The organism is Ruegeria sp. BF7 (assembly GCF_056538605.1).
Genome location: NZ_JBQFTM010000001.1, coordinates 409,084 through 432,520, shown reverse-complemented (window position 1 = coordinate 432,520; position 23,437 = coordinate 409,084). Strand labels below are relative to the sequence as shown.

Sequence of the window (23,437 nt, the reverse complement as noted above, 5' to 3'; positions counted from 1 at the left end):
CAAATCTTAACTCCCGGACCCAATGAGATTGGCGAAGCAACTTGTTTGCATCGTTGGTCTCATTGGTTTCCCGGGAATATGGGCGGTCGGGTCAAAACAGACAGACTGCTCGGCCTGAAAACAATAAAAACAGGGAGAAGTTGATTATGGCAATAAAGCCACCTCTTTCAGAGCTTCCGATTAAGACCGCTGATAACGGTTTTTATCGGGGGTTCAGCGTCAACGTCACGGTGATCAGTAAGATCATCATCAGTTTGCTGGTAGTCTGGTGCATCGTGTGGCCAACCCAGGCAGGCAGGATCCTCGGCGACTGGAACGCAGCCATTCTGGCTCAGTTTGCTGCATGGTACATCTGGGTCGTAACCGGGTTTGTTATCGTCTGTATTGGTTTGGCCATCTGGCCAGCCGCAGGACGTTTGAACCTGGGTGTTGACGGTGAAAAGCCGGAATTCTCAAATTTCTCATGGTTTTCGATGATGTTCGGTGCAGGTATCGGTGTTGGAATGTTGACCTGGGCCGTTGCGGAACCTGTCGCGCATTTCAAGAACAACCCATCGGTTATTCAGGGAGTCACCACAGCCTTAGATGCAGACAACGTGCGTACCGCTTACGTCTGGTCCTACTTGCATTGGGGCTTGGGCGCCTGGGCGTGCTACGCGATTGCAGGTCTGGCACTGGCGTTCTTCAGCTATCGCCGTGGGCTACCGCTGACGATCCGCTCATCCCTGACACCGCTTTTTGGCAAGGCACTTTCGGGAAATCTTGGGCACCTGATCGATATCGTTGCCGTTGTTGCCACGATCCTCGGTGTGGCGCAGACACTTGGCTTCGGTGTCGAGCAATTTGTGGCGGGTCTGACACGTATCGGCATTGGCGGTCTGGCAAATACGGACGGTTCAGCCACAACTCTAGGCATCGTAGTCGCCCTACTGGTCATTATGGGGGCTTCGACGATGTCGGCTTTGTCCGGTGTGGGTAAGGGCATCAAGTGGCTTTCGAACATCAACATGGCATTGTCGATCTTCCTTTTGAGTTTCTTCATCCTGTTCGGGGCGACATTCTTTGGTGCCAAGGCCTTTTTTGTCGGCATCTGGGATTACCTGATTGCTTTGCCCTGGCTCAGCTTCAACGTCTATGCATCAGATGGCGTCGAAGGGTCCGAATCTTTCCTGCTGGCACAATGGCAGGGCTGGTGGCCAGTGTTTTACTGGGCGTGGTGGATTGCGTTTGCTCCGTTCGTGGGGCTGTTCCTGGCGCGTATCTCGCGCGGTCGTTCCATCCGTGAGTTTGTTCTGGGCGCAATGATCGTGCCCTCGCTGATGTGCTTTGTCTGGTTCGCATGGGCTGGAGGCACCGCCATCGACCTTGAGCTGAACGGAAACGCGAATGGTGTGATCCTTGATGCAGCCAATGGTGACAAGATCTTTGCCATGACCACGTACATGCTCGCGCCGATAGCGGAGTTCCTTGCATGGGCAATGGCGGTAGTGATCGTGATCCTGTTGATGACGTTCCTTGTCACCTCGGCTGACTCGGCTGTGCTAATCGTGAATACGATCAATGCGGCTGGTGACGAAGGTCCCAAGGCTCGTCCGCATATCATGTTCTGGGGTGCTGCTCTGGCATTGGTGGTTGGTGGCTTGCTGATCTCAGGCGGAACAGGAGCAATCCAAACTGCGATGGTCATCGGGGCGCTGCCATTCTCAATTGTCATGGCGCTAATGTGCATCGCGTTGATCAAAGCGATCTGGAACGATGGGCGCCGCGAAGCCGCCGGCGTCGCATCAACTATTGATCCAGAAACATCGACGATGCCAGCCGAATAATTTTCGTGTATCCAACTGTGACCCCAGGTCAAAACTGGGGTCACGAATAGGATAAAGACATTTGCAGAAATTTACCGAAAATACGAGTTCAAGCGCGGCATACTGACGGCTAAATTATAGTCGAAAACGTTCCGCGGACCGAAGTTTGCAAAGCCTGCTTTGTGCAAAGCTGCAATCGATGATGGTAGATGCTGCAAACGCAGCGAATGGCGGCGTGACGGCCAGTCGCTAAATGCACCCGTTTCAAGGGGAGCGACTCTGGCAACCTTCCCGACCGCGTCACTCATTCTTGCAAGTTATTCTCTGGCAAATTTGGCCGGCTTTTCCGAGGATGCATCGGAAATACTGCCAACCTCGGTGTCCCAATGACATCGAAAGTTGTCTATTTCTTTTCTTCTCAACATCTCTTCAATGAAAAACTTTTTATATTTTGTCTTGCAATGGGTGTTTCTTCCATGAGTCTTTCCCCCTGTGACACTGAAGGAGACGAACGAATGAAACCTCCCGATAACAGCCTCGGACAGCTACTGCCCATCAGCAGGATTGAGTTCTGTGAATGGGCAGCTCGGCAGGACGTCGACCATTGTGTCGAGTGGCCGTTCGCAACCTTTCTCAATGGCTACGGACACATCAAAAACATAGGTGAGGGAACCACGGCTCATAGAGTGGTTCTGATCATGACATCAGGAAACTCACTATCGCCCGATCACATCACAGCACACGAGCCAGTAGTTTTTCACTACAGGTTGCGCGTGAACCCGAAACACCTGCGTTGGGCGACCACAAAAGAAAACTCAGATGACCGGCTGTTAGACGCAACTGTAATTTGAGGCAAAGACGTACTGACTGGTGTATCCGAGACTCCGAGCGAACAGTGCCGCACGTATGTCTATCAGTACAACAAAGGACGTCAAAAGCAGGTCCATCTCGGAGTATTCGAAACCGCTGATAAGGCAGCCGAAGTTGTAACAGCAGCCACGCGTGAAGATTCGTTAGCAAAGGAGCCAATCGTGCTGACAGTTAATGACAGCGACAAAATTTGCTCAGAATGCGGCGGTTCGAACAATGCTACGGCGGCTCGTTGGTGCCAGAAAGAACGAACGAGCCAGCACCTTACCAAGGAAGCAAGACGCGATCTCGTTGAGCTTCTCGCCGGGGATCCCGCTGGTACTGGTCCCGATCATTCCCGCGCGGTTCTGATCGACCTGATCGGCGCGGCAATCGTCAACAACAACGACATCGACGCCACGCCTGAGAGGCAGGCTGATGGTTCGATGAGGCAAAGGTGCAAGGTTAGCTCCGCGGCGTAAGAAAGGGCCCATCGTCCATCCTGCCTCACTTGGGTGCACCCAGCTATGAAATCGACGTGTTGCAGGGCCAAGAGTTGGGCAACGACGAAACCAAGCTCTACATAGAGGAAGCGGAGCGGAGAGCCATCGCATCAAGCCTTGGCAAGTGCATGTCGAGGCTCAAATGGTGAAAACAATTACCCCATGCCGAAAGTTCTAGTTACCTAATGCTCGCCAAAACCCCTTGTTTTTATATTTCTTTTTGACCTGCTCGCAGTCCCTACGGGCGTACCAAAACCGCAATGATCTAAATAAAAAATGCGCACAATCTTCTCAGAACCCCGCTGTGATTTCCAATGGAGTTGAAGATAAATGCTCCGAGAATCCGATTGTTTTTACCCGATTCCGGTTCAAGCTGCCCCGGCGGTGGAAATGGCACCGGCAGTTCTTGGTGCTCAGACCATTCCGCGCAAACAGCCCCCTTTTTAGTTTTGGCTACGGAATCTGACCTTTCCTCAGGTTGCGGCCTCACGCTTCTGGATAGAAGAAAGCCAAGCGGCACGCGCTGCCGCCTAGGGCACGTCAAACCAAAATCAGGATGAGGTACGCAGATAAAGCTGCGAGCAATGCCAGCAGTCCTGCCGTCGTTGGACTTGAATCGGACCGCTTCTGCTCATGAAGAACGCCAGCGATGAAGGAGAGGAACGTCGATGCGCCGATTAAACCAAGCGCGACTATTTTCAACAAAACCGCAAAAGCAACACTCATCTTACTCCCCCCTACCGCAATAAATCTCACGTTGATCCTTTGATAGCTAGCAATATGTTAAAAATATGTTTTTTCTTCCCGGCACCTACTTGGCCTTACGTTATTACAAGGTTCACACGTTGCCTGCATTTTCTGGCGCTTCAGCCCCGGCCCGTCACCTACAAGAGCTTAGCCACTTGGTCTGATAGTCATCTCACCAGCCGACCTGTTCCGAACAATGTCGATCCGTTGCTTTCGGCCAGTCCATCCAAACACCTACTTCTCATCTTGCTTCGTTTCCGGATTCGTTTTCTTCTGCATCCCCGAGGCTGATTGTGAGGTCACATCGACATGGTAGGAAAAAACCAGCCCGCGACCCGTCTTGTTGTCTTCGTCGCCGCCAGCTTCAATATGTCGGCCACAATGGGATTTATTGATCCGTTCCGCGCCGCCAATTACCTGGACGGTCGCTCTTATTTCAGATGGGAATTCGTATCGGAAACCGGAGGGATTTGTGTTTCCAGCAATGGGGCTGGGATTGATACGCAAGCGCTGCGCGATCTCGACCCTGCCGCACCCGACATTGCCATTATCTCGACCAGTTGGAACCCTGAAAAGCATCTGACTGACAAACTCGGTAGCGTTTTGCGCCAATGGGCGCGGTCTGGCACCACGTTGGGCGCGTTAGACACGGGGGCCTTTGTTCTGGCGCAGGCTGGGTTACTGAACGGGCGACGCGCGACGGTCCATTACGAACATATCGACGCCTTTCAGGAGCTTTACCCAGACATTGAAGTGGTCGAAAACCTCTATGCGCTGGATGGCAACCGGATTACCTGCTGTGGTGGTGGAGCTTCGGTGGATTTCGCGCTGCAGATTGTTCAGGGAATCCATGGCAGCGCGCAGGCCAATGCCGCCGCGCGGTATATCTTCCATGACCGCCTCCGAGGCCCAGCCGCCATGCAGCAGCCCGAAGGCAGCGAGCCGCTGGGGGCGCAGGTTCCAGCCACCCTGAAGACCGCCATTCAGGTGATGGAGTCGCATCTGGAAGACCCCCTGCCGATACCCGAAATTTGCGAAAAATCCGGTGTCTCGCATCGCCAACTCGATCGGCTGTTCGCCACCTATATCAAGAAGACACCGGCCCTGTATTACCGCGACATCCGGCTGGACCGGGCGCGTGGGTTGGTGACGCAGACCGAGTTGCCGATTGCTCAGGTCGCTATGGCGTCAGGCTTTGCCAGCCAGGTCCATTTCAGCCGCTCTTACAAGGATCGCTTCGGTCTATCGCCCAGTCAGGACCGGACCGAAGGTCGTATTCCGTTCGAATACCGCGCTTGGCCAATGCACCGGAAGCCCAAAACCTGAACCAACCGTGTGGCGTAAATAGTTAACTAGATGGCGTAAAAAGTTAAGCTTACCTGCGCGGTTTGGAGGAACATAGCTTTAGCAAGCCAACCCTCCGGGCCAAACCCGGACGCGTTACGTGGAGCACAAAAATGAGCGCGCTGCCGTCCAAAGAGCAATTCGACCGGATATCCGACGGGTTCAGCCCCGACCCGTTCAACACCCAATCCCTGAAGGCCGAGGCCTATGTAGACCCAGCCTGGCATCAGGTGGACCTGAACGAAATCCTGGCCAAGACATGGCAATGGGTTTGCCATGTCGAAAAGCTGCGCGCGCCGGGGTCCTATGTGACGACTGAAATCGCAAACCGCCCCGTTGCCGTGGTGCGCGACCGCGAAGGCACGCTGCGCGCCTTCTACAACGTCTGCAAACACCGCGCCCATCATCTGTTGTCTGGTGAGGGTGAAACAACCCGCATAATGTGCCCCTACCACGCGTGGGTTTACAAGCTGGACGGTCAGTTGGTGCGCGCGCCCGAAACCGAGAGCCTGACCAACTTCAAAACCAAGGACATCTGCCTGGATCAGGTACAGGTCGAGGAATTTGCGGGCTTCATCTATGTCAACCTCGACCCCACCGCGCGGCCGTTGCGCGAGGTCTCGGGCAATTTGGAAACCGAAATCCGGCACTGGGCCCCGGATATCGAGAACCTGACCTTCGGCCACCGACTGACCTATGACATCAAGTCGAACTGGAAGAACGTCGTCGATAACTTCCTTGAATGCTATCACTGTCCGACCGCGCATAAGGACTTCTGCGATCTGGTCGACATGGACACCTACAAGGTGACCACCTACGGCATCTACTCCAGCCATATGGCCGAGGCAGGCAAAGGCGCAAACACAGCCTATGACGTTTCGAACGCGACCGTGCGTACCCATGCAGTCTGGTGGTTGTGGCCCACAACATGCCTGATGCGCTATCCGGGACGGTCGTCGATGATCGTGCTGAACATCATCCCGATTGGACCTGATCGTACACTGGAAACCTACGACTTTTTTCTTGAAACCCCGGAACCCGATGAGATGGAGCTGGAGGCTGTCCGCTACCTCGACGAGGTTCTGCAACGCGAGGATATCGACATCGTCGAAAGCGTACAGCGCGGCATGAGCACACCTGCATTTACACAAGGCCGCATTGTGCATGACCCGAACGGATCGGGAAAATCAGAGCACGCGGTGCATCACTTTCACGGGCTGGTACTGGACGCCTACGCGCAGGCTGCACCGTGACACAACCGAATATCGTTGTGGTCATGGCCGACCAACTGGCACCGCATTTCTGCGGTGCTTACGGTCATCCGACGGTGAAAACGCCCCACATGGATGCACTGGCCGCGCGCGGGATGCGGTTCGACGCCGCCTATTGCAATTCTCCGCTCTGTGCACCGTCGCGCTTTGCCTTCATGTCGGGACAATTGATCAGCCGGATCGCGGCCTATGACAATGCCTGCGAGTTCCGCGCCTCGGTCCCCACCTTCGCGCATTACCTTCAGGCCCTGGGCTATCGCACCTGCTTGTCAGGCAAGATGCATTTCATCGGCCCGGATCAGAAACACGGGTTTCAGGACCGGGTGACCACCGACATCTACCCCTCGGATTTTGCCTGGACTCCGGATTGGGAAGCCCCGGACGAGCGTATCGACAAGTGGTATCACAACATGCAAACGGTCAAGGAAAGCGGTGAGGCCATCGCCACCTTCCAGACCGATTACGATGATGAGGTCGAATTTGCCGCCCGCCGCTGGTTGATCGATCGCGGGCGCGACCGGGCCGTCGGAGATGAATCGCCATTCTGTCTGGTCGCCAGTTTCATCCACCCGCATGATCCATACGTGGCCAAACCGGAATGGTGGAACTTCTATTCAGACGACGACGTACCGTTGCCGGAATTCACCCTGACGCCCGAAGAACAGGACCCGTTTTCGCGCCGGGTAATGGACGGGATCGAAGCAAGTTATGTCCCTCTGACCGAAGAGGAAATCCGCCGCGCCCGTCGCGCCTATCTGGCCAATGTCAGCTATTTCGACAGCAAGCTGGGCGCGATGGTGAAGACGCTGAGCGATATCGGAGAGCTGGACAACACCATCGTCATCGTCACTGCCGACCACGGCGACATGCTGGGCGAGCGCGGGCTGTGGTACAAGATGAACTTTTTCGAACACTCTGCCCGCGTGCCGCTGATCATGGCCGGTCCGGGTGTCGCGCAGGGCACCGCATCGAACGCCTGTTCTCTGATCGACATGCTGCCGACCTTCGTGGAAATCGCCGGAGGCAGCGACGCTGCGTTCGGCGAGCCCGTGGACGGTCGCTCCCTGATGCCGTTGGCGCGCGGAGAGGCTGACTCAATCGATGAAGCCATTGGCGAGTACTGCGCCGAGATGACCCCCTACCCGGTATTCATGATCCGCAGCGGGTCATTGAAATATATCCATTGCGATCCTGACCCTCCGCAACTCTATGATCTGGCCATTGATCCGCTGGAAAAAGTGAACCGGGCGCGAGACCCGGATTACGCCGACCAAGTGGCGCAGTTTGCGGCGCGCGTCTCACAGCGTTGGGATAGCGAGAAGCTGCGGGCGGATGTGATTGCCACACAAAAATCCCGCCGCGCCCTGCATGCGGCTATGGAAGCCAACCCGGTTGAGAGCTGGGACTACAACCCGCCACGCGACGCCTCGCAAGATTACGTACGCAACCACATGGACTGGACGGTTGCGGCGACACGCTATCGCTACCCGCCTTTGAAGGAGGCCAAGGAATGATGCTGAAAGGCAAAACCGCTCTGGTCACCGGCGGGCGCGGTGGAATCGGCCGCGCTATCGTCGCCCGGTTTCTGCGCGAAGGGGCACGGGTCTATGCCGCCGACCTGAAGCCTGAAGGGTCTCTGGCCGCGCATGACGACGACGGCAGCATCTTTGTCAAACTTGATGTGACACTGGAAGCGGATGCTATTGCGGCTATGGAGCAGGTCGCACAGGACGCGGGCCAATTGGACATTCTGGTCAACGCAGCAGGGATCGAGATTGAGAAGACGATCGAGGAAACAACACTAGAAGAATGGAACCTGTCCTTTGCGGTCAATGTCACCGGCACGTTTCTGACTTCGAAACACGCGCTGCCGTTGATGCGGAAGGCGGCTAAGGGCGGCACGGCCTCGATCATCAATTTCGGCAGCTATGACGGCTTTATCGCGGACCCCGGCCTTGCCGCCTATTGCGCGACCAAGGGGGCGGTTCATGCGTTGACCAAAGCGATGGCCTGCGATCACGGCCCCGAAGGTATTCGCGTGAACGCCATCTGCCCCGGCTATGTCGATACCCCAATGTTGCAGAGCTTTTTTACCGGCGACGGTTCGGGTGGCGGTGGCAAAACCATCGATCAATTGCAGCAAGCCGTGCGCGATGTGCATCCAATGCGCACGTATGGAACGCCGGAAGACATAGCGAACTTAGTCAACTGGTTGGCCTCTGACGAAGCCCGTTACGCCAGCGGCCAGCTATGGGTTTTGGACGGCGGGCTGAGCGCGCAGGTTCAGCAGATGAAGCTATGAGAAATCTGGGCCGATGGGGGAAGACATGCGGACAAAAATGCTGATCAACGGAGAGATGGTCACCGGCAATGGCGACCCCTTCCCGGTTTTGGATCCGACGACCGGAGAAACCGTCGCGCAGGTGCCCGAAGCCACGCCGGAACAGGTTGAGGCTGCAACACGTGCGGCGCACGAGGCATTTGAAACCTATCGCCTAAGCACTCCCTCTGAACGGGCCGGGTATCTCAACGCGATTGCTGATGTGATTAAAGAGAACATCGAGGAACTGGCCGAGCTGGAAACGCTGGATGTCGGCAAGCCCTGGCCGATGGCCCGGGACGAGGAAATGCCGCTGACCATCGACACGTTTCGGTTCATGGCCGGTGCCGCGCGCACCATGACCGGATCGGTGGCCGGGGAATATGCGGCGGGCCATACCTCAATGATCCGCAAGGATCCGATTGGTCCTGTCGCCTCAATCGCGCCGTGGAACTATCCGCTGATGATGGCCGCGTGGAAAATCGCGGCCCCACTGGCCGCGGGCTGCACCATCGTCATGAAGCCCTCCGAGATTACCCCTCTGGCAACGTTTCGGCTGGCCGAACTGCTGGCCGATGTGCTGCCCAAAGGTGTGCTGAATGTTGTGCATGGCCGGGGGTCGTCGGTCGGGGACAAGCTGATCAACGATCCGCAGATCGAGGGCATTTCGATCACCGGCTCACCTGCCACCGGGATGGCGGCGATGCGGGCGGCCTCGAACCAGATCCGCCATGTGCATCTGGAGCTTGGAGGCAAAGCCCCGGTCATCGTGTTCGACGATGCCGATATCGACGCGGTGGCGGAAACGATCCGTTATGGCTCGTTCTTCAATGCGGGTCAGGACTGTGCCCAACCCTGCCGTGTGATGGTGCAGGACAGGGTTTACGACAAGCTTGTCGCCGCCGTCTCGGATCAGGTCAGCCAGATCAGGATCGACGCCCCCAAGGCCGACGGCACCGAAATGGGCCCCATCGTATCGTCCGCCCAAAGGGACCGCGTTGCGGGGTTCGTTGACCGCGCCCGCTGCAATTGCGAGATAGCGGTCGGTGGACAGGCCGCAGACGGCCCCGGATATTTCTACCAGCCGACCGTTGTCGCCAATGTCGACAATGACGCCGAGATCGCGTGCAGCGAAGTCTTTGGCCCCGTCGTCACTCTGTCGCGCTTCTCCGAAGCAGAAGACGCCCTGCGGATCGCCAATGCCGGGCGCTATGGTCTGGCCTCGTCGGTCTGGACCAAGAATGTGTCGACAGCGATGAAAATGACCGCCCAGCTGCGCTATGGCATGACCTGGGTGAACACGCACGGGATGCCAGCGGCGGAAATGCCTTGGGCCGCGATGAAGGGCTCGGGAACCGGATGCGACATGTCGGTTTATGCGCTGGATGCCTATACATCCGTGCGGCATGTGATGGTGGCGCACTGATGCGGCTGGCTGGGAAAAGAGCACTGGTGACCGGTGGCCGCCAGGGCATTGGGCGCGGGATTGTCGAAGCCTTCCTGCGCGAAGGTGCGGCCGTCACGACCTGCGGACGTGGCCCAAGGCCCGATGGGTTGACGGACAGCGTGATCTGGTATCCGTTGGACGTCACCGACGCAGCCGCTGTCGAAGAACTGGCCAACACGACAGACGGTACAGAGATCCTAGTCAACAACGCAGGCGTTCAGATTGAAAAGTCCGTCACCGACAGCACGGACGCCGATTGGGATGTGGTGATCGGCACCAATTGCCGGGGCGTGTTCAACATGTGCCGCGCCTACATCCCCCGAATGCCCGAAGGTGCGTCGATCATAAATATCGGCTCAATTTCAGGGCAGGTCGCCGACCCGTCGATGGCGCTGTACAACGCGTCCAAGGCGTTTGTGCATGGGCTGACCCGTTCGATTGCCGTGGACCACGGCCCCAGGATACGCTGCAACGCGATCTGCCCCGGATGGATCGAAACGGGAATGCTGGATGCTGGTTTTGATCAGGCGACCCATCCCGAGGCCGCGCGACAGGATGCTTTGGCCCGCCACGCCACGCGCCGCTTCGGCAAGCCCGAGGACATCGCCAGCATGGCGGTCTGGCTGGCCTCGGACGAAGCCGGATTTGCCACCGGCCAATTGTTCACAGTGGACGGGGGCCTGACGGCCGCCTCTCCCCTCAACCCGGGACTGTTCTGATGGAGTTCTCACACACGGCTTGTTTGGGTGGCGGCACCATCGGTGCCAGTTGGGCATCGCTGTTTCTTGCCTCGGGGCGCTCAGTAGCGATGTATGACACGGACCCGGACGTCGAACGGAAAGTGCGGACCTATATCGAAACCGCCTGGCCCACAATGACTCAGCTTGGGTTGGCTACCCAAGGCACGCCCGACGCCATCACGTTTCACACCAGCGCGGCCCAAGCGGTCGAAGGTGCGGCCTTCGTGCAGGAAAACGTCCCCGAACGCCTACCGATCAAACACGCCACCTTTGCCGACATTGAACCTGCTCTGGCCCCCGATGCCATTGTCGCCAGCTCTGCCTCGGGGCTGACACTCAGCCAGATGCAGCCGGGGTGGAAGGACCCTGCGCGATTCGTTCTGGGTCACCCGTTCAACCCACCGCATCTAATCCCTCTGGTCGAGGTTTTGGGCAACGAGCATACCGCCGATGGTGTAGTTGATGCGGCTGAGCGCTTCTATCAGGCGGTCGGCAAAACCACGATCCGTCTGCACAAAGAGGTGCCCGGCCATGTCGCCAACCGTCTTCAGGCCGCGATCTGGCGCGAGGCGATCAGCCTCGTGGTGTCTGGCGTCGCCTCGGTCGAGGACGTGGACAAGGCCGTCTGGGCCGGACCGGGTCTGCGATGGGCGGCCATGGGACCGACCATGCTGTTCAACCTCGGGGCGGGAGAAGGTGGGTTACAGGCCTTCTGCGACCATTTCACGGATACCTTCAACGGCTGGTGGGATGATTTGGGCCAAATCTATCTGACCGATGAGGTCACCCGCATTCTGACACAGGGTGTCGAGGCCGAAGCGGCGGGCAAGTCCCCGTCCGAACTGTCCAGGACAAGGGACGCCCTGATCGTTGCCATGCAAAAATCGGTTGCCGGATTGCGGTGACCGCCATGCCGTCAACGTCCGATGATGATATCCGCACAGAGGCCACCCAGCCGTTCGCTTTTGCTCAGGCGCAGCACGCCGCCATGGGCGCGCGCGATATCCGACACGATGGCAAGGCCCAGCCCGACACCGGTACCCTGATTCTGATTGCGCGCCGGATCAAGGCGCGAAAAGGGTTTCACCGCCTCGGATCGCTGGCTTGGAGGAATGCCCGGCCCGTCATCCTCGACCCGAATACGTATGGATTTCGGAGAAATCGACAGGCTGACATCGGCACGCTTGCCGTATCGCACAGCGTTCCCGATAAGGTTCTCAACCGCGCGCCGAATGGCGGTAGGGCGCAACATGGCCGTTCCTTCCCCGTCGACCGAGATCAGATCAGCTGCATACCCCGCCCGCCCCGCATCTTTGACGATCTGTCGCAACAGGGCTTCGGGATCAACGGATTCGGGCGATCCTTCTGCCGCCCCACGCGAAAACTCGAGGAAAGCGTCCAGCAGCAGCTGCATCTCATCGACATCCTGTTGCAAGGGCGCGGCCTCATCCTCGGGCAGCATCGACAGGCCCAGTTTCAGACGGGTCAGCGGGGTTCTGAGATCGTGACTCACCCCTGACAGCATCATGGTGCGTTGCTCCATCTGGCGTTCGATACGGGCGCGCATATCCAGAAAGGCACTGCCCGCTGCGCGCACTTCGATGGCGCCGCCCGGTGAATAAGGCACCACCCGACCCCGGCCAAAGGCCTGCGCGGCCTCGGCCAGACGGGTGATCGGACGCAATTGATTGCGCATGTAGAGGAACGAAATTGAGGTCATGATGATCGCAAAAAACAGCATCGTAACGATCAACTGATGTGGTGCCACCGGGGAAAGGCGGCGGCGATCAAAGGTCAACTGCAACTGGCCAAGGTCGGTTTGCATATAGACGCGCGCCTCTTGCCCGCTGGGCAAAGCAACCGCAGCAAGGTCCGGCAACAAGGCGCGCAGATCCGCTTCGACCTGCGGTGCGATGAAATCGTACCAGCGGCGTCGCCCAACTGTCGGCTCTTCGTTGATGTCCAGAAAGCGCGCCTTCATATCCAGCGCCTGCAGATCGGGTCGGACAGCCGCCAACGCTTGTTGCTGCGTTTCGGTTGCATTCACCTCATCAACCACCAGCATCACCTCGCGCGAGGCCGCCCGGGTCATTTGCGCAGTGACATCTTCAAGATGCTTTTGCAGGAACGCGACACCTACCACCAAAAGCAGGACGACCACTGGCAGAACCAGTATCAGCGCAGCACGGGCATACAGGCTGCGCGGCATATAGGGTTTGAGCCATTGCGCGGACATGCGCTAAATCTAACGGGCTGTTACGACAAGAGAAAGAGCACAGAATGCAGGCCCCAGACGATTTCGACCCACCCGCCGGCCCAGCCGTTGAACTGCAACCGGGTTTGCGCCGCATTCTGGCCCCGAATCCGTCTCCTATGACCTATCGCGGGACCAATACCTATCTATTGGGAACCGGCGATCTGGCGGTGATAGACCCCGGGCCGCTCAATAATGCGCATCTGGAGGCGATTCTGGATGCCGTGCAGCCCGGCCGGCGCATCAGTCATATCATCGTCACCCACAGCCATCTGGACCACTCTCCGCTGGCGCGCCCACTGGCAGAGCGCACCGGCGCGCCTGTTCTGGCCTTTGGAGGCCCCGAGGCCGGTCGCAGCGCGGTAATGACCAAATTGGCCCAAGGCGGGTTGGCGGGCGGCGGCGAAGGTATCGACACCGCTTTCCGCCCGAATGTCGAGCTGCCCGACGGCGCGCAGATCACCGGCGACGGCTGGCAGCTTGAGGTGATTCACACCCCCGGGCACCTGGGCAACCACATCGCTTTGGGCTGGGGCAACGTCTGTTTCACCGGCGATCACGTCATGGGTTGGTCCAGCTCACTGGTCTCACCCCCGGACGGAGACCTGACGGATTTCATGGCCGCCTGCCATCGCCTGCGCGCGCGCGACTGGTCGGTGTTTCACTCCGGTCACGGCGCCCCGATTCCCGACCCCGCCGCTCGGCTGGACTGGCTGATCAATCACCGCCTGACGCGCGAGGCACAGATTCTGTCGGCACTTGATGACCAACCCGGCACCGCACGTGATCTGGCCAAGCGCATCTATGTGGAAACTCCGGCCGCGCTGTTGCCAGCTGCTGAAAGAAACGTTTTCGCGCATCTGATTGATCTGCTTGGAAAATCAATGGTCGCCACGAATGGAGCGTTATCCGCCGCGACCCGTTTTCACAGACAATCCTGAGGGCGCGGAACTTTTTTGGGAAAACGTCACATTCCCCTCTGGACGGCGAAAAACCGGGTTGTTATATGCGCCTCAGTTCCGGCGTAGCTCAGCGGTAGAGCAGTTGACTGTTAATCAATTGGTCGTAGGTTCGATCCCTACCGCCGGAGCCAATATCCCCAATTGATGACTCGGTTTTTTGCGCAGAACACTAATGTGTTGCGCAGGGTTTGTTGGAGAAACAACCCGTAAACCGACCTTCTCTGATTCACGCATTTTGAGTATGAGTTCACTCTAATCAACTGGCGACACTCATGTGCGTTTCACGATAGCCTGTTTACTGGAAATACCTATTCAAATTCGGAAAAAAAGCATGAGTTGAAAAACCTAAGGCATTGATAATAAGCGAATAATATGGATCAACTTTTCAGCCGGAACCTGAAGAGGTTCTACTGTGAATATCGCCATACGACCTACAAGTTCGGGTTTATTCAGGAATTCCTCAGCAACTTGCATTCGCGGACGATCTCCGTAGTCGTCAAACAAAAGCGTTACGGGGCGTTTAATATTGAATGCTGTAGCCAAGGCGCAACCGACTCGGAAACGACCATCGACCAGAACTACATCAGGGTGCTTGAACCCTTCGCTTTGCCAAATTGACAAAGGGTACCTTGGATACAGATCCGCCCTATCACGGTTTGCGGGAAAACCCCATTTTTTGGTTTGGCCGATATTTACCCACGAAATACTGACCTCAGTTCCTGAGTTAGGTGGGTTTTCCTGGAACCAACGTCGCATTTTGCGGGCCCATCTCCGGTCGCTTTCGACACTAAAAACAGTTTTTGCCTCCATCTCTCCGGCCACCACGGTTGAGCCGCCCGACCCGTATTCGAGGATGACAGAAGCCCCCTCGTAATGTTCGCGAAGGGCTTGTTGGGCCTCTTCAGGCATGGTCAAAACAGGTTTTTCAAGTTCGGCTGTTTTCAAGTTGTTCTCCAGTATTTCTTGGCAATTCACACCTGACGCCGGAATGCTAAGCGAATGGCAAGCCTTTAGTGTATTTATATTGCAAGTCCTCCCACCACAATGAACGCAACTGGAGTGTTTTTCAGGCCTATGCAGAGTGTCTTGGGCCAAGGCGGTTGCTGGCCTGACAGGAAGCGGTCAAAGCCTTCTGGGGTGTTGAGTTATTCCAATACTCTAATCAACGTTTTCTTCGAATATGATCTCGAACGTGGCTGCAAGGTCGCAGATTTTCGACTAGGTGATTTTTCCAAAAAAATCTTGAGGACCTCTCTGGACGCCGCATAAACAGGTTGCTATACGGCGCGAACCGTTCCGGCGTAGCTCAGCGGTAGAGCAGTTGACTGTTAATCAATTGGTCGTAGGTTCGATCCCTACCGCCGGAGCCAAATCCCCATGTTTTTAAGATCAGCCCGTCAAGGCGCCCTCGAAATCCGCACGTAGATTTCGTTTCAGAACCTTCCCCGTGGCGTTCAAGGGCAACGCATCGACAAACACCACCTTGTCCGGCACCTGCCAATTGGCGATCTTGCCGTCGTAGAACGCCAGAATCTCTTCTTCGGTCGGCTCTTCCCCTTCGGCTTTGACCGCGACCAACAGGGGGCGTTCGTCCCATTTCGGATGCGGTACACCTACCACGGCGGCCGTCGCCAGTTTGGGATGTGCGACGGCGATGTTTTCCAACTCAACCGAACTGATCCACTCACCCCCGGATTTGATGATGTCTTTCGAGCGGTCGCGGATGGACATGTACCCGTCGGGGTCCAGCGTGGCCACATCTCCGGTGGCGAACCAACCGTCCTGCAACAGCTCCTGATCCTGCATGTGGAAATAGCTGTCCAGCACCCAATACCCGCGCACCAGAAGATCGCCCTGAGTTTCGCCGTCATGCGGCAGGTCATTGCCACCGTCATCCACGATCTTCAACTCGACGCCGTAACATGGCCGCCCCTGGCTTTCCCTGAGCCTGTGTTGCTCATCCAGCGGCAGGTTTCGATGTTTGGCCAAGGGGTGGTTTGCGGTACCCAGCGGGCTCATCTCGCTCATGCCCCAGGCGTGGACGGTGTCTACGCCATAGGTTTCGCGGAAGGTTTCGATCATCGACGGCGGGCACGCGGCCCCGCCGATAACCGTGCGCTCAAGACTGGCAAGCGTAGTACTGGATTGCGCGGCATAGGCCAGCAATCCCTGCCAGATTGTCGGCACTCCCAAGGCCAGGGTGACACCATATTTGTCGATCAGCTTCACCAAAGCCTCACCATGCAAATCCGGCCCCGGCAGCACCATGCGCGAACCCGACATCGCGCAGGCATAGGGCGACCCCCAGGCATTCACATGGAACATCGGGACCACGGGCATCACCACGTCCATCGCCGAGAACCCGATCACGTCGCGGGTGTTCGACCCAAAGCTGTGCAGCACGGTCGAACGATGCGAATACAGCACTCCCTTGGGGTTCCCTGTCGTGCCTGAGGTGTAGCACAGGCTGGACGCGGTGTTTTCATCGAAGCTGGGCCATTCAAAGCCCGCATCGCCAGTTTCGATCAGGTCGTCATAGAATTGGATGCCGGGGATCTGGGCGACCGCGTCGTCATTCCGCGGCCCCATCAGGACGTAGTGTTGAACTTCGGTCAGATTCTCGTGCAATGCAGCAACAAGCGGAATGAAGGTCGCGTCAAAGAACAGCACCCGATCCTGCGCGTGGTTGATGATATAGGTCAGTTGCTCGGGAAACAGGCGCGGATTTACCGTATGGCAAACGAAACCTGCGCCCGATGTGGCAAAATAGATCTCCAGGTGCCGTCGGTTGTTCCAGGCCAGGGTTCCGATCCGGGCCTGTGGCTCTAACCCCAATGCGGTCAGCGCCGACGCCAGTTTTCGCGCGTTGTTCGCAACTTCTGTCCAGTTTGTCTCGGTCACCGTACCGTCGGTTTCAACCGAATAGATCTCGGTCTGACCATGGTATTTGTCGGCATGATTGATCAGCGACGAGATCAGCAAAGGCTGCGTCATCATCTGTCCCAGCATGGGCGTCCTCCCTTTGGTGGCCCCGCTTCTGTGTGGCGGAACCATTTATTGCCTGCGCCGGAGCTTACGAATGCCCGGGCGTCATGGCTCTTGCTTGGGAGGGAATCCTGCCGACTATTTATTTTTCTGACAACAAAAGAATGCAGCCCGCCGCAGCAACAGCCTGCGAGGTTACGCTTACTTAATCCCTGTGGCGCATCGCATAGGCGACCAGCGCGGCGGTCGAACCGTCCTTGCCGTCCGCGCTTGCCTCACAATCCACAATCGGCCCAAGCGAGGTCGCCAGCTCCTTACCCAACTCCACCCCCCACTGGTCAAACGAGTTGATCCCCAGCAGCACCCCTTCGACAAAGACGCGGTGTTCGTAAAGTGCAATGATCTGGCCCAGCACAAAAGGCGTCAGCTTCGGATAGATCAGGGTCGTGGACGGCCGATTGCCCGGGAACACGCGGTGACGGGCCTGACGCTCCAACTCGTCGCCTTGCAATCCCTTGTCGGCCATGCGCTGCCGCGCCTCATCCAGCGACCGGCCGCGCATCAGCGCTTCGGACTGGGCCAGGCAATTGGCCAAAAGCAACCGGTGGTGGTGGGCCAGTTCGGGCTCATGCCCCTCGGCGGCGACCATGAACTCGCAGGGGATTACGTCGGTTCCCTGATGGATCAGTTGATAAAACGCGTGCTGGCCGTTGGTGCCGGGCTCGCCCCAGACTACCGGGCCAGAGGGCAAGGTAAGCGAGCTGCCATCCATGGCAACGGACTTGCCGTTTGATTCCATCTCGAGCTGCTGGAAGTAGGCCGGCAGGCGCAGCAAGCGCTGATCATAAGGCAAAACCGCTCGACTGGTGTGGCCCAGAACCTGCCGGTGCCAGATGCCGACAAGCGCCAGCATCACCGGCATGTTCTCCACCCAGTTCGCGGCCCGGAAATGCGCGTCCATCGCTTGCCCTCCGCGCAGGAAAGCGTCAAAGGCTTTAGAGCCAACAGCGATCATCACTGGCAGGCCCACCGGACCCCAGACCGAGTAACGCCCGCCGACCCAATCGGCAAAGCCGAACACGCGATCTACGGGGATGCCGAAGGCTTCGGTCTTATCCACGGCGCTGGACACAGCGGCAAACTGCTTGGACGGATCGCCCCCACCGTCCACCATCCAAGCCCGCGCGGTGCGGGCGTTGGTCATGGTCTCGATAGTGGTAAAGGTTTTGGACGCCACGATCACCAGCGTCCGCGTCGGATCAAGCTGTCGCAGCGTATCGGCGATGTGGGCACCATCCACATTGGACACATAGTGCAACCTTGGACCGTCGTGATACGGTGACAGCGCATGTGTCGCCATCACCGGACCCAGATCGGAACCGCCAATGCCGATATTCACCACATCGGTGAAACTGCCCCCTGCCCCGGTGATTGCACCACCGCGCACCTGTTCGGCAAAGACCCGCATTCGCTGTAGCGTGTCCAGCACGTCTGGCATCACATCCAGACCGTCAACCTCGACCGGACCACCGTCCAGGTTACGCAATGCCGTGTGCAACACCGCGCGCCCTTCGGTTTCGTTGATCTTTGCCCCCGAGAACATCGCCTCGCGCCGCTCGGCCAGCCCGGCCGCGTCGCATAACTGGATCAGCGCATTCCGGATCTCTGCATCGATTTGGGTTTTCGAGTAATCGAACAACAGATCACCGGTCGAGGCCGAAAACACCCCGGCCCGGTTTGCATCCTTGCCGAACTGATCGAGGATGGTCTGGTCTTTCCGTTCGTTGGCCAAGGCGGTGAGTCTATCCAGTTGCATCGCGTTTACTCCGCCCAATGAACTGTCATGCCGCCCAGGACCGCCGCAATGGGCGCCTCTTCCGGCGGCAGGGACATGGCCTGTTCCAGCGCGTCTCGCTTGGCCGCGCCAAAGATAATCAAGTGTTTGGACAAGGCGCCGTCCAGAACCGGAGCGGTCAGCGTGATCCGGGGCTCAGGCTGCACATCGGTTCGCGCAACCGCCAGCGGGGGCGCGTGACTGTCAAGCGCGGCCTCAAGCCCATCCATGCCCGGGAACAGAGACGCAGTATGCATGTCCTGTCCCATGCCCAGAACCAACACCGACAAGGGACGGATCGGCGCTATCAGGCTTTCGAGTTCCGGCAGCACGTCCTCGGGCTCTTCGCCGGGCACGTAAAGGGGGATGTATTGCGCCGACGAGGCGCGGTTGGTCAGCAGCCGCTCGCGGATCAGGCGTTCGTTCGAACGCTCATGGTCGCCGGGTACACAGCGTTCATCAGTGGGCAGAACTCGCACCCGGTCCCACTCTAAGTCTGCAGCGCACAAAACGTCGAAAACCGGGCCGGGCGTGGTGCCCCCCGGAACCGCCATCGAGACCACGTCATGATGCAGCAAGGCAGATTCCAGTTCGCCCGCCAACACATTTGCAACGTCGATGGCCAGCATATCCCTGTCGGCGTATTCCTGTAGTTTCATGGGTTTATCCCTTGCCAGCGGCGACCGTCTCGTTTCATCAGCAGCTCGGCGTCGCCCGGGCCAGTGCTGCCACTTTCATAGGGTTTGGGGACATCTCCACGCGCCTGCCAGCCCGCGACGATCGGGTCGGTCCAAGCCCACGCAGCCTCGACCTCGTCGCCGCGCATGAACAGGGTCTGGTTGCCGCGGATCACGTCCATCACCAGCCGCTCATAAGCATCCGGCGGGTCCTGGTTTTCCGGTCCCAGCGCCTCGGCAAAACTCATGTCCAGCGGCACGTCGACCAGACGCATCCCCCCCGGACCCGGCTCTTTGATGGTCACCTTCAGCGTGATGCCTTCGTTCGGCTGCAGCCGGATCGACAACACGTTAGCGTGCCGCCCGGCATCCGCACCAAAGATCGAATGCGGCGCGTCCTTGAACATCACATTGATAACCGAGGACCGCGCCACCAGTCGCTTGCCCGTCCGCAAGTAGAACGGAGTCCCCGCCCACCGCCAATTGCTGACATGCGCCTTCAGCGCTACATAGCTTTCCGTAGTCGAGCGCGGATTGCCCACGACCTCACGATAGCTCGGGCCGTCGCCTTCGAACTGGCCGCGCACGATGTGATGCGGCTCTACCGGGTCCAGCGCGCGAATCACTTTCAGCTTTTCGTCCCGCACCGCATTCGGGTCAAACTTAGCCGGAGGCTCCATCGCGATCAGACAGAGCAGCTGCATCAGGTGGTTCTGCATCATGTCGCGCATGGCACCCGCGCGATCATAGTATTCCTCGCGCCCGTCGATGCCAACGGATTCGGCCACCGTGATCTGGATGTGATCGACATACTGGCTGTTCCAAAGCGGCTCGAACAGCATATTGCCAAACCGTACGGCCATCAGGTTCTGAACAGTTTCCTTGCCCAGATAGTGATCGATCCGGTAAATCTGTCCTTCGGAAAAGTGTCTGGCCAACGTCGCATTCAAGGTTCGGGCACTCTCCAGATCGTGACCGAACGGTTTTTCCACAACAATCCGCGTTTGCTCCGTCGCCAGCTTGTGTGATTTGATGCTTTCCGCCAACGGACCAAACAAGCGCGGCCCGACCGAGAAATAAAAGGCTCGCACCCGTTCGACGGTCAGTTTTGCCGCCAGCAGGTCCCACCCCTCATCCGACAGTGCATCCAGCGGCACATAGTCGACACGTTGCAGAAAAGAATTCAGCGCATCGACATCCTGACATTGCCGGGGCGCATGACTGCGCAACGATTCGGCGACGATGTCCCTGAACGCATCCCGGTCATAGACGGCACGAGCGGCACCGATGATCTGCACGTTATCCGGCCATTGCCCCGCACAAAACCTCCGGAACAGAGCCGGAAGGATCTTGCGCTGTGCAAGATCGCCGGTACTGCCGAAAATGACCAGATCGAACGGGTCAACGGGTATGACACGAGAAACCATGTGTTTTCCCTACCTTACCCCTGCGGACATGTCTAATGTTAGCGCAATCATTTTTGGTATTTTTTTGCTCATCAAAACTCTGTCAGGTGCGGCGCGATGCCCTTAACTAACCGGTACTGAAAGGCTAAGTCACTTCTTAGACAGCACAGAACCGGATACCGGAATGAAAGACAACGCCCCTCAGAGCGCCAATATCGGCAAGTTTCAGGACAAATTAGTGACAGCTGACGGGCAAACGCGGGCCTCCGTTGCGCTCAGCAATCCGGAAACGCTTTGGTTCAACACCGGTACCTTGTGCAACATCGAATGCCTCAACTGCTATATCGAAAGCAGCCCGACCAATGATGCGCTGGTCTATATCACCGCCGATGAGGTGCGGGATTACCTGGACCAGATCGAAGCCCGCAACTGGCCGGTTCGCGAGATCGGGTTCACCGGGGGTGAGCCTTTCATGAATCCCGAAATGATTGCCATGACCCAAGCCGCGCTGGATCGGGGCTACGAAGTGTTGATCCTGACAAACGCAATGCAGCCGATGATGCGCCGCAAGATGCGCGAGGGTCTGCTCAACCTGAAACGTGACTTTGGCGACAAGCTGACGCTGCGGATTTCGGTCGATCATTACCGTCCCGAATTGCATGACGAAGAACGCGGCAAAGGCAGCTTCGCCAAAACCCTGGTTGGAATGGAATGGCTGCGTGACAATGGCTTCAACATGACCGTCGCCGGGCGCACCGTCTGGGGCGACACCGATGCCGAAAGCCGTGCCGGGTATGAGGCGTTCTTCAAGGAACACAGCTTGGACATCGACGCGCAAAACCCCGGTCAAACCGTTCTGTTCCCCGAGATGGACGAGGCTGTCGAGGTTCCTGAAATCACCACCGCCTGCTGGGGCATTTTGAACAAGTCACCCGATGCCGTGATGTGCGCCAGCGCCCGAATGGTCGTGAAACGCAGGGGCGCAAACCGTCCGGCGGTTCTGGCTTGCACCCTGCTGCCTTACGCGCCTGAGTTCGAGATGGGTCATACTCTGGCCGAGGCCGAAGCAGACGTGCACCTGAACCACCCGCATTGCGCCAAATTCTGCGTTCTGGGCGGAGCCAGCTGCTCGGGTTGATCAATTCAGTTCGGGGGATTTCCAGAATTTCGTGCCGGACGCTCCGGCCGAGACCCGCCAGCCTTTCTTGCCCAACACAAAGAACGAGCGGCCATCGGTGAACCGCACGGTCTCTCCGCTGCGGTCTTCGCCGTACATAGCCCCGGTTTCCGCGGTCGCGTCGTAGCCGTGTTCAATGAATTTTTCCAGATCAGCCGGGGTTTCGAACAGGATCACGAATTTGGTCTCGAACCCGCCGATGCCCACAGCCGCGCCAACGCCGCCCGTCCCCATGTTCATATAGGTGTGTTGGCCTGTGTCTTTTGATACCGCCACCCCACGTCCATACCCGGCCGAGACCGGGAACACTGTAACCTTGCGCGAGTCGAACACCGCATAGCCTGCGCTGATGCCGAACAACTCGTCCGCCTCGGGGTTTTCCGCCAGTAGCTGGGTCAGAACCTCGCTGGCCATCAGGTCCAACTTGGCGCGGGTCTCTTCCGGCGTGGCCTCGTTCGTCACCAGATCGGCGGTCGAGTTGACAGTCTCGCTGACGACTTCAGCGCCTTTTTCCACGGTGTCACCCACCGCTTCGGCCCCGTGCCCGATGGCATCGGCCGCGTTTTCCGCACCTTTTTTGATTTTGTCCAGAACGCCCTCGGAGGCGGCAGGTCCACCGATCAACAAAGCGGCAGCAAAAAACAATACTCGGGACATAAAGCGAATCCGTATGTGACCAACAATTTGGTCGACACCATAACCCAAGCACTTAAAAAAAAACGCGTCTCAATCGTTACTGGCCAAAAAACATGGCCTGATACTCAATTTACCCTGAATTCACCCACCATATTGCGCCATTCTCCGGGCGCGATCATCTTGCGGTGCGTGAACCGGACCGAGTGCAGCGGGCCTTCAATCTCGCGCTGCCAGAACTCGACAAATTCGAAGAGCTTCGGATGGTCCGGTGCCAGATCGTAATCCTGCCAGATGAACGTGTTCAGAACGTGGATATAGTCAGGCATGTGGTAGAAGAATTCTGCGGTCGTCAGCCCGTACCCCTTGAGCATCAATTCGGTTTCGCTTTGCTCCATGCAGACCTCCAATTTTGTTGCAAGGTCTCTTCATAGTAGCACAAAAACCTCCTAATCCTTAGTTAACAATATGTTACTCTGGTGT

Annotated in this window: 21 protein-coding genes and 2 tRNA genes; 14 read left to right on the top strand and 9 right to left on the bottom strand. The window is 57.8% G+C overall.

What is annotated here, in order from left to right:
* Positions 1-146 precede the first annotated feature (146 nt).
* From ACR0IK_RS02145 to ACR0IK_RS02135, 3 genes are all read left to right on the top strand, one after another.
* Entirely contained in the window at positions 147-1,826 is a 1,680-nt protein-coding gene (locus ACR0IK_RS02145; protein WP_480589222.1) for a BCCT family transporter, read from the top strand.
* A gap of 365 nt (positions 1,827-2,191) precedes the next feature.
* Positions 2,192-2,656, top strand: coding sequence for a hypothetical protein (locus ACR0IK_RS02140; RefSeq protein ID WP_480640304.1), 465 nt, complete (start codon positions 2,192-2,194; stop codon positions 2,654-2,656).
* Between the two features lie 180 nt (positions 2,657-2,836).
* Complete coding sequence (locus ACR0IK_RS02135; RefSeq protein ID WP_480589226.1) at positions 2,837-3,136, top strand: hypothetical protein; 300 nt, start codon at positions 2,837-2,839, stop codon at positions 3,134-3,136.
* 561 nt (positions 3,137-3,697) lie between these two features.
* Here the strand turns inward: ACR0IK_RS02135 and ACR0IK_RS02130 are convergent.
* Positions 3,698-3,883, bottom strand: coding sequence for a hypothetical protein (locus ACR0IK_RS02130; RefSeq protein WP_480640303.1), 186 nt, complete (start codon positions 3,881-3,883; stop codon positions 3,698-3,700).
* 330 nt (positions 3,884-4,213) lie between these two features.
* Here ACR0IK_RS02130 and ACR0IK_RS02125 point away from each other — a divergent pair, with 330 nt between their 5' ends.
* The 7 genes from ACR0IK_RS02125 (at position 4,214) to ACR0IK_RS02095 (ending at position 11,931) form a co-directional block, all read left to right on the top strand.
* On the top strand, positions 4,214-5,230 hold the full coding sequence (locus ACR0IK_RS02125; RefSeq protein WP_480640302.1) for a GlxA family transcriptional regulator: 1,017 nt from the start codon (positions 4,214-4,216) through the stop codon (positions 5,228-5,230).
* A gap of 131 nt (positions 5,231-5,361) precedes the next feature.
* Positions 5,362-6,501, top strand: coding sequence for an aromatic ring-hydroxylating oxygenase subunit alpha (locus ACR0IK_RS02120; protein WP_480589232.1), 1,140 nt, complete (start codon positions 5,362-5,364; stop codon positions 6,499-6,501).
* Entirely contained in the window at positions 6,498-8,033 is a 1,536-nt protein-coding gene (gene betC / locus ACR0IK_RS02115) for a choline-sulfatase (RefSeq protein WP_480589234.1), read from the top strand. The genes ACR0IK_RS02120 and betC overlap by 4 nt, the downstream gene beginning before the upstream one ends.
* Entirely contained in the window at positions 8,030-8,821 is a 792-nt protein-coding gene (locus ACR0IK_RS02110; RefSeq protein WP_480640301.1) for an SDR family NAD(P)-dependent oxidoreductase, read from the top strand. The genes betC and ACR0IK_RS02110 overlap by 4 nt, the downstream gene beginning before the upstream one ends.
* 25 nt (positions 8,822-8,846) lie before the next feature.
* The gene (locus ACR0IK_RS02105; protein ID WP_480640300.1) at positions 8,847-10,265 is read left to right on the top strand and encodes a gamma-aminobutyraldehyde dehydrogenase; all 1,419 of its coding nucleotides are present in this window, start codon (positions 8,847-8,849) and stop codon (positions 10,263-10,265) included.
* Entirely contained in the window at positions 10,265-11,005 is a 741-nt protein-coding gene (locus ACR0IK_RS02100; protein WP_480640299.1) for an SDR family NAD(P)-dependent oxidoreductase, read from the top strand. The genes ACR0IK_RS02105 and ACR0IK_RS02100 overlap by 1 nt, the downstream gene beginning before the upstream one ends.
* A complete protein-coding gene (locus ACR0IK_RS02095; RefSeq protein WP_480640298.1) occupies positions 11,005-11,931 on the top strand; it encodes a 3-hydroxyacyl-CoA dehydrogenase NAD-binding domain-containing protein in 927 nt (308 codons plus the stop codon). Before ACR0IK_RS02100 ends, ACR0IK_RS02095 begins: the two co-directional genes overlap by 1 nt.
* A gap of 11 nt (positions 11,932-11,942) precedes the next feature.
* Here the strand turns inward: ACR0IK_RS02095 and ACR0IK_RS02090 are convergent, their stop codons facing one another.
* Complete coding sequence (locus ACR0IK_RS02090) at positions 11,943-13,262, bottom strand: ATP-binding protein (protein ID WP_480640297.1); 1,320 nt, start codon at positions 13,260-13,262, stop codon at positions 11,943-11,945.
* Positions 13,263-13,306: 44 nt separating this feature from the next.
* On the opposite strand from ACR0IK_RS02090, the gene ACR0IK_RS02085 reads away from it, so the two are divergent.
* Both ACR0IK_RS02085 and ACR0IK_RS02080 read left to right on the top strand, forming a co-directional pair.
* Positions 13,307-14,221 (top strand): MBL fold metallo-hydrolase, encoded by a 915-nt coding sequence (locus tag ACR0IK_RS02085; protein WP_480640296.1) that lies wholly within the window; start codon positions 13,307-13,309, stop codon positions 14,219-14,221.
* 77 nt (positions 14,222-14,298) lie between these two features.
* Positions 14,299-14,373 (top strand) — tRNA-Asn (locus ACR0IK_RS02080).
* A gap of 214 nt (positions 14,374-14,587) precedes the next feature.
* Here ACR0IK_RS02080 and ACR0IK_RS02075 read toward each other — a convergent pair.
* Positions 14,588-15,187 (bottom strand): hypothetical protein, encoded by a 600-nt coding sequence (locus ACR0IK_RS02075; protein WP_480640295.1) that lies wholly within the window; start codon positions 15,185-15,187, stop codon positions 14,588-14,590.
* A gap of 350 nt (positions 15,188-15,537) precedes the next feature.
* Between ACR0IK_RS02075 and ACR0IK_RS02070 the strand changes: the two genes are divergently transcribed.
* Positions 15,538-15,612 (top strand) — tRNA-Asn (locus tag ACR0IK_RS02070).
* A gap of 19 nt (positions 15,613-15,631) precedes the next feature.
* Here the strand turns inward: ACR0IK_RS02070 and ACR0IK_RS02065 are convergent.
* The 4 genes from ACR0IK_RS02065 to zwf all read right to left on the bottom strand — a co-directional run bounded on the left by ACR0IK_RS02065 (position 15,632) and on the right by zwf (position 21,165).
* Entirely contained in the window at positions 15,632-17,251 is a 1,620-nt protein-coding gene (locus tag ACR0IK_RS02065; protein ID WP_480640294.1) for a long-chain-fatty-acid--CoA ligase, read from the bottom strand.
* A 181-nt stretch (positions 17,252-17,432) separates the two neighbouring features.
* Entirely contained in the window at positions 17,433-19,043 is a 1,611-nt protein-coding gene (pgi, locus tag ACR0IK_RS02060) for a glucose-6-phosphate isomerase (protein ID WP_480640293.1), read from the bottom strand.
* A 5-nt stretch (positions 19,044-19,048) separates the two neighbouring features.
* Positions 19,049-19,720 carry a 6-phosphogluconolactonase gene (pgl, locus tag ACR0IK_RS02055; RefSeq protein ID WP_480589255.1) on the bottom strand — a complete coding sequence of 224 codons (672 nt, stop codon included), beginning with the start codon at positions 19,718-19,720 and terminating at the stop codon, positions 19,049-19,051.
* Positions 19,717-21,165, bottom strand: a complete 1,449-nt coding sequence (zwf, locus tag ACR0IK_RS02050) for a glucose-6-phosphate dehydrogenase (RefSeq protein ID WP_480589257.1) — start codon at positions 21,163-21,165, stop codon at positions 19,717-19,719. Before zwf ends, pgl begins: the two co-directional genes overlap by 4 nt.
* 163 nt (positions 21,166-21,328) lie before the next feature.
* Between zwf and ACR0IK_RS02045 the strand changes: the two genes are divergently transcribed.
* Complete coding sequence (locus ACR0IK_RS02045) at positions 21,329-22,282, top strand: radical SAM protein (protein WP_480640292.1); 954 nt, start codon at positions 21,329-21,331, stop codon at positions 22,280-22,282.
* Here ACR0IK_RS02045 and ACR0IK_RS02040 read toward each other — a convergent pair whose 3' ends face one another.
* Positions 22,283-22,978 carry a lipid-binding SYLF domain-containing protein gene (locus tag ACR0IK_RS02040; RefSeq protein WP_480640291.1) on the bottom strand — a complete coding sequence of 232 codons (696 nt, stop codon included), beginning with the start codon at positions 22,976-22,978 and terminating at the stop codon, positions 22,283-22,285.
* 104 nt (positions 22,979-23,082) lie between these two features.
* On the bottom strand, positions 23,083-23,352 hold the full coding sequence (locus ACR0IK_RS02035) for an usg protein (protein WP_424833538.1): 270 nt from the start codon (positions 23,350-23,352) through the stop codon (positions 23,083-23,085).
* Positions 23,353-23,437: the final 85 nt, after the last annotated feature.

Bases quoted from the DNA above. Each gene is read 5' to 3' on its own strand.
- ACR0IK_RS02145 (WP_480589222.1), top strand. From the start codon at position 147: ATGGCAATAAAGCCACCTCTTTCAGAGCTTCCGATTAAGACCGCTGAT.
- ACR0IK_RS02140 (WP_480640304.1), top strand. From the start codon at position 2,192: ATGACATCGAAAGTTGTCTATTTCTTTTCTTCTCAACATCTCTTCAAT.
- ACR0IK_RS02130 (WP_480640303.1), bottom strand. From the start codon at position 3,883: ATGAGTGTTGCTTTTGCGGTTTTGTTGAAAATAGTCGCGCTTGGTTTA.
- ACR0IK_RS02125 (WP_480640302.1), top strand. From the start codon at position 4,214: ATGGTAGGAAAAAACCAGCCCGCGACCCGTCTTGTTGTCTTCGTCGCC.
- ACR0IK_RS02120 (WP_480589232.1), top strand. From the start codon at position 5,362: ATGAGCGCGCTGCCGTCCAAAGAGCAATTCGACCGGATATCCGACGGG.
- ACR0IK_RS02110 (WP_480640301.1), top strand. From the start codon at position 8,030: ATGATGCTGAAAGGCAAAACCGCTCTGGTCACCGGCGGGCGCGGTGGA.
- ACR0IK_RS02105 (WP_480640300.1), top strand. From the start codon at position 8,847: ATGCGGACAAAAATGCTGATCAACGGAGAGATGGTCACCGGCAATGGC.
- ACR0IK_RS02100 (WP_480640299.1), top strand. From the start codon at position 10,265: ATGCGGCTGGCTGGGAAAAGAGCACTGGTGACCGGTGGCCGCCAGGGC.
- ACR0IK_RS02095 (WP_480640298.1), top strand. From the start codon at position 11,005: ATGGAGTTCTCACACACGGCTTGTTTGGGTGGCGGCACCATCGGTGCC.
- ACR0IK_RS02090 (WP_480640297.1), bottom strand. From the start codon at position 13,262: ATGTCCGCGCAATGGCTCAAACCCTATATGCCGCGCAGCCTGTATGCC.
- ACR0IK_RS02085 (WP_480640296.1), top strand. From the start codon at position 13,307: ATGCAGGCCCCAGACGATTTCGACCCACCCGCCGGCCCAGCCGTTGAA.
- ACR0IK_RS02065 (WP_480640294.1), bottom strand. From the start codon at position 17,251: ATGCTGGGACAGATGATGACGCAGCCTTTGCTGATCTCGTCGCTGATC.
- pgi (WP_480640293.1), bottom strand. From the start codon at position 19,043: ATGCAACTGGATAGACTCACCGCCTTGGCCAACGAACGGAAAGACCAG.
- pgl (WP_480589255.1), bottom strand. From the start codon at position 19,720: ATGAAACTACAGGAATACGCCGACAGGGATATGCTGGCCATCGACGTT.
- zwf (WP_480589257.1), bottom strand. From the start codon at position 21,165: ATGGTTTCTCGTGTCATACCCGTTGACCCGTTCGATCTGGTCATTTTC.
- ACR0IK_RS02045 (WP_480640292.1), top strand. From the start codon at position 21,329: ATGAAAGACAACGCCCCTCAGAGCGCCAATATCGGCAAGTTTCAGGAC.
- ACR0IK_RS02040 (WP_480640291.1), bottom strand. From the start codon at position 22,978: ATGTCCCGAGTATTGTTTTTTGCTGCCGCTTTGTTGATCGGTGGACCT.
- ACR0IK_RS02035 (WP_424833538.1), bottom strand. From the start codon at position 23,352: ATGGAGCAAAGCGAAACCGAATTGATGCTCAAGGGGTACGGGCTGACG.